This is a genomic window from Pseudomonas citronellolis (assembly GCF_029335315.1).
Taxonomy (GTDB): Bacteria; Pseudomonadota; Gammaproteobacteria; order Pseudomonadales; family Pseudomonadaceae; genus Pseudomonas; species Pseudomonas citronellolis_A.
Window position 1 is genome coordinate 1 of record NZ_JARJLT010000404.1, and the last position, 530, is coordinate 530.

The 530-nt window shown below is 60.4% G+C and carries 1 protein-coding gene; it reads left to right on the plus strand.

What is annotated here, in order from left to right:
- The coding region (locus P3W75_RS30690; RefSeq protein ID WP_276231096.1) for an EF-Tu/IF-2/RF-3 family GTPase at nt 1-530 on the plus strand (530 nt) is incomplete at both ends.

The window sequence follows — 530 nt, forward strand, 5'->3', positions numbered from 1 at the left end:
TTCCTGATGCCGATCGAAGACGTGTTCTCGATCTCCGGTCGTGGCACCGTGGTAACTGGCCGTGTCGAGCGTGGCATCGTCAAGATCCAGGAAGAAGTGGAAATCGTCGGTATCAAGGCGACCACCAAGACCACCTGCACCGGCGTTGAAATGTTCCGCAAGCTGCTCGACGAAGGTCGTGCTGGCGAGAACGTCGGCGTCCTGCTGCGCGGCACCAAGCGTGAAGACGTAGAGCGTGGCCAGGTTCTGGCCAAGCCGGGCACCATCAAGCCGCACACCAAGTTCGAGTGCGAAGTGTACGTGCTGTCCAAGGAAGAAGGTGGTCGTCACACCCCGTTCTTCAAAGGCTACCGTCCGCAGTTCTACTTCCGTACCACCGACGTGACCGGCAACTGCGAACTGCCGGAAGGCGTTGAGATGGTAATGCCGGGCGACAACGTGAAAATGGTTGTCACCCTGATCGCTCCGATCGCCATGGAAGATGGCCTGCGCTTCGCGATCCGCGAAGGCGGCCGTACCGTTGGCGCCGG